Annotated in this window: 5 protein-coding genes; 1 reads left to right on the top strand and 4 read right to left on the bottom strand. The window is 72.8% G+C overall.

The window, feature by feature from the left end:
* Positions 1-172 precede the first annotated feature (172 nt).
* The 3 genes from dnaB to GU5_RS17765 form a co-directional block, all read right to left on the bottom strand.
* A complete protein-coding gene (dnaB, locus tag GU5_RS0103025; RefSeq protein ID WP_050806572.1) occupies positions 173-1,495 on the bottom strand; it encodes a replicative DNA helicase in 1,323 nt (440 codons plus the stop codon).
* Between the two features lie 117 nt (positions 1,496-1,612).
* Positions 1,613-2,416, bottom strand: coding sequence for an alpha/beta fold hydrolase (locus GU5_RS13755; RefSeq protein ID WP_010524106.1), 804 nt, complete (start codon positions 2,414-2,416; stop codon positions 1,613-1,615).
* Entirely contained in the window at positions 2,398-2,526 is a 129-nt protein-coding gene (locus tag GU5_RS17765; protein ID WP_255348833.1) for a hypothetical protein, read from the bottom strand. The genes GU5_RS13755 and GU5_RS17765 overlap by 19 nt, the downstream gene beginning before the upstream one ends.
* Positions 2,527-2,655: 129 nt before the next feature.
* On the opposite strand from GU5_RS17765, the gene GU5_RS13760 reads away from it, so the two are divergent.
* Positions 2,656-4,047 (top strand): N-acetyltransferase GCN5, encoded by a 1,392-nt coding sequence (locus GU5_RS13760; protein WP_010524107.1) that lies wholly within the window; start codon positions 2,656-2,658, stop codon positions 4,045-4,047.
* A 73-nt stretch (positions 4,048-4,120) separates the two neighbouring features.
* Here the strand turns inward: GU5_RS13760 and GU5_RS0103045 are convergent, their stop codons facing one another.
* Positions 4,121-5,248 (bottom strand): LLM class flavin-dependent oxidoreductase, encoded by a 1,128-nt coding sequence (locus GU5_RS0103045; protein ID WP_010524108.1) that lies wholly within the window; start codon positions 5,246-5,248, stop codon positions 4,121-4,123.
* Positions 5,249-5,338 lie beyond the last annotated feature (90 nt).

Below are 5,338 nucleotides of genomic sequence, written 5' to 3' on the forward strand. Positions count from 1 at the left end.
GGCGGCTCCCAGTACGATCTGCCCTCGCGATACGGCGTGTCGCCGAGGAGATGCTGCGGGGAGCCGCCACTCGATGCCGGGCGACGGCGACGGCGGGCCGCCCCGGACCGCCGCGGGCCGTCCCGGGAGCTGCCGGGAAGCCCCGGGCGCCGCGGGCAGCGCCCCCGCGCCCCTACAGGTCCTGGGCCATGTCCTGGAACCGGGCGTAGTGGCCCTGGAAGGCGACGACGATGTCCTTGGTGGGCCCGTTGCGGTTCTTGGCGACGATGATGTCGGCCTCGCCGGCGCGCGGGGACTCCTTGTCGTAGACCTCCTCGCGATGGAGCAGCAGCACCATGTCCGCGTCCTGCTCGATCGAGCCGGACTCGCGCAGGTCCGAGACCTGCGGGCGCTTGTCGGTGCGCTGCTCGGACCCGCGGTTCAGCTGGGAGAGCGCGACGATCGGCACGTCCAGCTCCTTGGCCAGCAGCTTCAGCGTTCGCGAGAACTCGCTGACCTCCTGCTGGCGGGACTCGACGCGCTTGCCGGAGGAGAGCAGCTGCAGATAGTCGAGCACGATCAGCTTCAGGTTGTTCTTCTGCTTCAGCCGCCGGCACTTCGCGCGGATCTCCATCAGCGACATGTTCGGCGAATCGTCGATGAACAGCGGCACCTCGTTGAGCTTGTCCACCGCCAGCGACATCTTGTCCCAGTCGTCGTCCCGGATGTCGCCCTTGCGAAGATCCTGGAACTGGATCTTCGCCTCGGCGGAGAGCAGACGCATCGCGATCTCGTTGCGCCCCATCTCCAGCGAGAAGAACGCCGCGGTCATCCCGTTGGTGACCGCCGCCGCACGCGCGAAGTCCAGCGCCAGGGTCGACTTGCCCATCGCCGGACGCGCGGCGACGATGATCATCTGCCCGCCGTGGAAGCCGTGGGTGAGGTCGTCGAGGTCGCGGAAGCCGGTCGGGATGCCGGTCAGGCCGCCGTCGTGGTTGGCGTTGGTCTCGATCTCGTCGATCGTCGGCACCAGCACCTCGGAGAGCGCGACGTAGTCCTCGCTCTGCCGGTTCTCGGCGACGTTGTAGATCTCCGCCTGGGCCTCGTTGACGATGCTCTCGACCTCGCCGTCGGCGGAGTGGCCGAGCTGCGCGATCTTCGTGCCGGCCTCGACCAGCCGCCGCAGGATCGCCCGCTCCCGCACGATCTCCGCGTAGAAGGCCGCGTTGGCCGCCGTCGGCACCGACTGGGCCAGGTTGTGCAGATACGCCGGGCCGCCGGTGCGCTGCAGCTCCTGACGCTTGGTCAGGTGGTCGGAGATCGTGACGACGTCGGCGGGCTCGCCGCGGCCGTAGAGATCGACGATCGCGTCGTAGATCAGCTCGTGGGCCGGGCGGTAGAAGTCATGGCCCTTGAGGACCTCGACGACGTCGGCCACCGCGTCCTTCGACAACATCATGCCGCCGAGCACCGACTGCTCGGCCACCATGTCCTGCGGCGGAGTGCGGGCCTCCATGCCCGCCGGGGCGGCGTCGTAGGCTTCCAAGCTCACCAGGTGATCCTCCGTGGGGGTCGTTCAGCGGATGGTCTGTCGCGCAGCGCGGCCGCCGACCGGGCGGCGCCCTCCATCATCTCACCCTCGCGGCGCCGTCGATCCCCCGCCGGCCGGGCTGTGCAGGAACCCGCCGGCGGCGCTCGAACCGTCCGACGTCGGCGGCGAGGCCGGATCATGGGCGGCCACATGCTCGGCGACCCGCGTCGGCCAGGCGTCCAGCTGCTCGGGCGTCGCCGCGACGCCCAGCCGGGAGCCGCCGATGAGCTCGTGGAGCCGCTCGGCGGTGGCGACCGGATGCGCCGGGTCCTCCGTCCAGGCCAGGATCAGCGTGGGGATCTGAAGCGTGGCGATCCGCTCGGGGGCCGGCAGGTCCGAGTCGGCGGCCCCGCGGAGCACGGGCCCCAGCAGCTCGGCGGCGACGGCGGGCTCGTCGCGGCGGGGCCGGCCGGCCAGCGCCGGCGGCGGCTCGGCCTGGGCGCGCATCCGCACGAAGCCCTCGACGCCGCGGGATTCGGCGACGGCGGCGGTGCGGCGGTACAGCTCGGCCTGCGCCGCGCGGGTATCCCACGCGGTCGGCGGGACCAGCAGCGTCAGCGAGGCGAAGCGCTCGGGCTCGGCCAGCGCGGCGTGCAGCAGCGTCGCCGCGCCCATCGAGGGGCCGACGGCGTGGACGGCCTCGCCGGGCAGCATCGTCTCCAGCACGGTCAGCAGATCCTCGGCCAGCTGCGGCCAGGTGTGATCGGCGGCGACGGGACGGCCGGTCGACGCCCCATGGGCACGGGCGTCGCAGCGCAGCACCCGATGGTCGGCCAGTCCCCCGACCATGTCGAGGCCGGACTCGCGCTCCCGGGCCGAGCAGGAGGTCAGTCCGTGCAGCTGCACGACGGGGGCAGGGGACCGGACCTGCCGACGTCCGCCGCGTCGCCGTCGTCCGCCGCGGGGCCGGAGAGCTCGCAGGCCAGCGTCGCGCCGTCGACGGAGATCGTCTCCACGCTCGCCGCTCCCCTCGTCCGTCTGGTCGTCGTCCCCAGCCCTGCGTCCGGTCGGCGTCTCCTGAGGAACCTCGTCGGGGCCGCGTCGGAGTCTCCCGGCCGGGCCCCGGCTCCCCCTAGACTACGCTCATGCGGCTGACCACGGTGGCCCGGATGACCAGCGTCACCGGCCGACTCTCGACGTACGCCGCCTCGACCGTGCCCGTCGCGGCGAGGACGCCGCCGATCTCCTTCGACCAGGCCCGTCACGTCGGCGCCGGCTCGCGCCCCGGCTCCTGGATGGCGGTGGCTCTCCGCCCCGAGCCGCCGGTCGACCACGACCAGCTGGCGGCGGCCTGGCACGCCGTCGTCGCCCGCCACGGCACGCTGCGCACCGTCGTCCGCCGGGATCCCGAGCTGCGGCTGGAGCCGATCGAGCTGTCCGACGGCGCGTGGCACGGCCTGGACGCCGCGGGGCGGGAGATCGTGCCGGAGCCCGGCGGAACCGCAGGAGCGGGCGCCGGGACGCCGACGCTGTCCGTCGAGGAGATCCGCACCGGACTGCGCGCCCATCTCGACGTCGTCTGCGATCCCTTCGCCGCGCCCTCGCACCGGCTCTGCCTGATCGAGCCGGAGGATCCCGCCGAGCGGCCGCAGATCGTCGTCGCCGCCGACCACGCTCACCTCGACGCCTGGTCCCTGCTGGTGCTGGCCCGCGACCTGACCGTCTGCCTGGACGATGTGCGCGCCGGACGGACACCGGGCGCCGAGCTGCCGCACGCCGCACCCTTCGCCGCGCACACCGCCGCGATGGCCGAGCGCCGGGACCCGCCCCGGCGGATCATCCGCCGCTGGCGCGAGATCCTCGACGCCGGCGGCGGGGCGATGCCGCAGTTCCCGCTGCCGCTGGGCGACCTGACCACCCCGCACGGGGAGGTCGTCGCCCTCCGCGACGTCGCCGACGCCGCCGAACTGGGGCTGCTCGAGGAGGCCGCCGCGGCGCAGGGCGTACGACTGCTGACGGCCGCGGTCTCGGTGCTCACCCGACTGGCCGGCGACCACGGCCACCCGCTGCGGGCGGTCTTCCCGGTGCATTCGCGCAACGCGCCGCGCTGGTACGACTCGGTGGGCTGGTTCATCACCAATGCGGTGCTGGAGAGCGAGGACCCCGATCCGCAGATCTGCCGCCGCGCAGTGCGCGAGGCGATCCGGCTCGGCGCCCAGCCGCTGGAGCCGATCATGCGGCCCTACGGCGGGATGCCGCAGACGCCCGGGATGTTCGCCGTCTCCTGGCTGGACCACCGCCGGCTGCCGATCGCCGTCGACGACGCTCTGGATCCGCAGCACGTCAGCGCAGTGAGCCGCACCGACGGGGTGATGATCTGGTTCGTCGTCGACGACGCCGGCCTGCACCTGCGCTGCCGCCACCCCGACACCCCCGAGGCTCGCCGACATGTGCCGGCCTGGCTGGAGGGGATCGTCGCCGGGATGCGCGAGCCGCTGGGGCGACCGGGGAACTCCGCCGCGCCGTCGTCGTCCTGAGCGGGCGGTGCGGAGCGACGACGGCGCGGCGTGCCGTCAGCCCGGGGCAGGGCCCCCGCCGCTCAGCCCCGGCTCAGCCCTGACCGTTCGAGGCCTTGGTGCCGCCGGGCACCGGGTCCCTGCCCTCGCGGCGGCGCAGCACCAGCGATTCGTGGGTCGGGGCCTCCGGGGTGCTCTCCGGCGCGCGGGCGGCGACTTCCCGGCGCAGCACCGGCACGACCTCCTCGCCGAGCATGTCGATCTGCTCCAGCACGGTCTTCAGCGGCAGGCCGGCGTGGTCGATGAGGAACAGCTGGCGCTGGTAGTCGCCGGCGTACTCGCGGAAGCTCAGCGTGCGCTCGATGACCTGCTCCGGAGTGCCGACGGTCAGCGGAGTCTGCTCGGTGAACTCCTCCAGCGTGGGTCCGCCGCCGTAGACCGGAGCGTCGTTGAAGTACGGACGGAACTCGCGGACGGCGTCCTGGGAGTTGCGCCGCATGAACACCTGGCCGCCGAGTCCGACGATCGCCTGCTCGGCGCCGCCGTGGCCGTACTCCTCGTACCGCTGGCGGTACATGTCGATCATCCGGCCGGTGTGCTCCTTGTTCCAGAAGATGTTGTTGTGGAAGAAGCCGTCGCCGTAATAGGCCGCCTGCTCGGCGATCTCCGGGCTGCGGATGGACCCGTGCCAGACGAAGGGCGGCACGTCGTCCAGCGGACGCGGTGTGGACGTGAAGCCCTGCAGCGGCGTGCGGAAGCGGCCCTGCCAGTCGACGTCGGTCTCGCGCCACAGCCGGTGCAGCAGCGCGTAGTTCTCCACCGCCAGCGGGATGCCGGCGCGGATGTCCTTGCCGAACCACGGGTAGACCGGGCCGGTGTTGCCGCGGCCCAGAGTGAGATCCAGGCGGCCGTCGGCGAGGTGCTGCGCGTAGGCGTAGTCCTCGGCGATGCGCACCGGATCGGTGGTGGTGATCAGCGTCGTCGCCGTGGACAGCCGGATGCGCTCGGTCTGCGCGGCCAGATGGGCCATGAGGATCGGGGGATTCGCCGGGGCGACGAAGGGCGGGTTGTGATGCTGACCCATCGCGAAGACGTCCAGGCCGACCTCCTCGGCCTTCCTGCCGATCTCGACCATGGCCTTGATCCGCTCATGCTCGGTGGGGGCTCGCCCGGTGGTGGGGTCCGGAGTGACGTCCCCGATGCTGAAGATTCCGAACTGCATGTCCGCTCCTGACGTGATGGGGAGGGGCCGGCTCCGCCGGCGGCCTCGCACGCTGACTGTCGACGACGGGCCCGCCGTCGATCATTTCAG

Origin of the sequence: Nesterenkonia sp. F (assembly GCF_000220985.1) — a bacterium.
Classification (GTDB): Bacteria; Actinomycetota; Actinomycetes; order Actinomycetales; family Micrococcaceae; genus Nesterenkonia.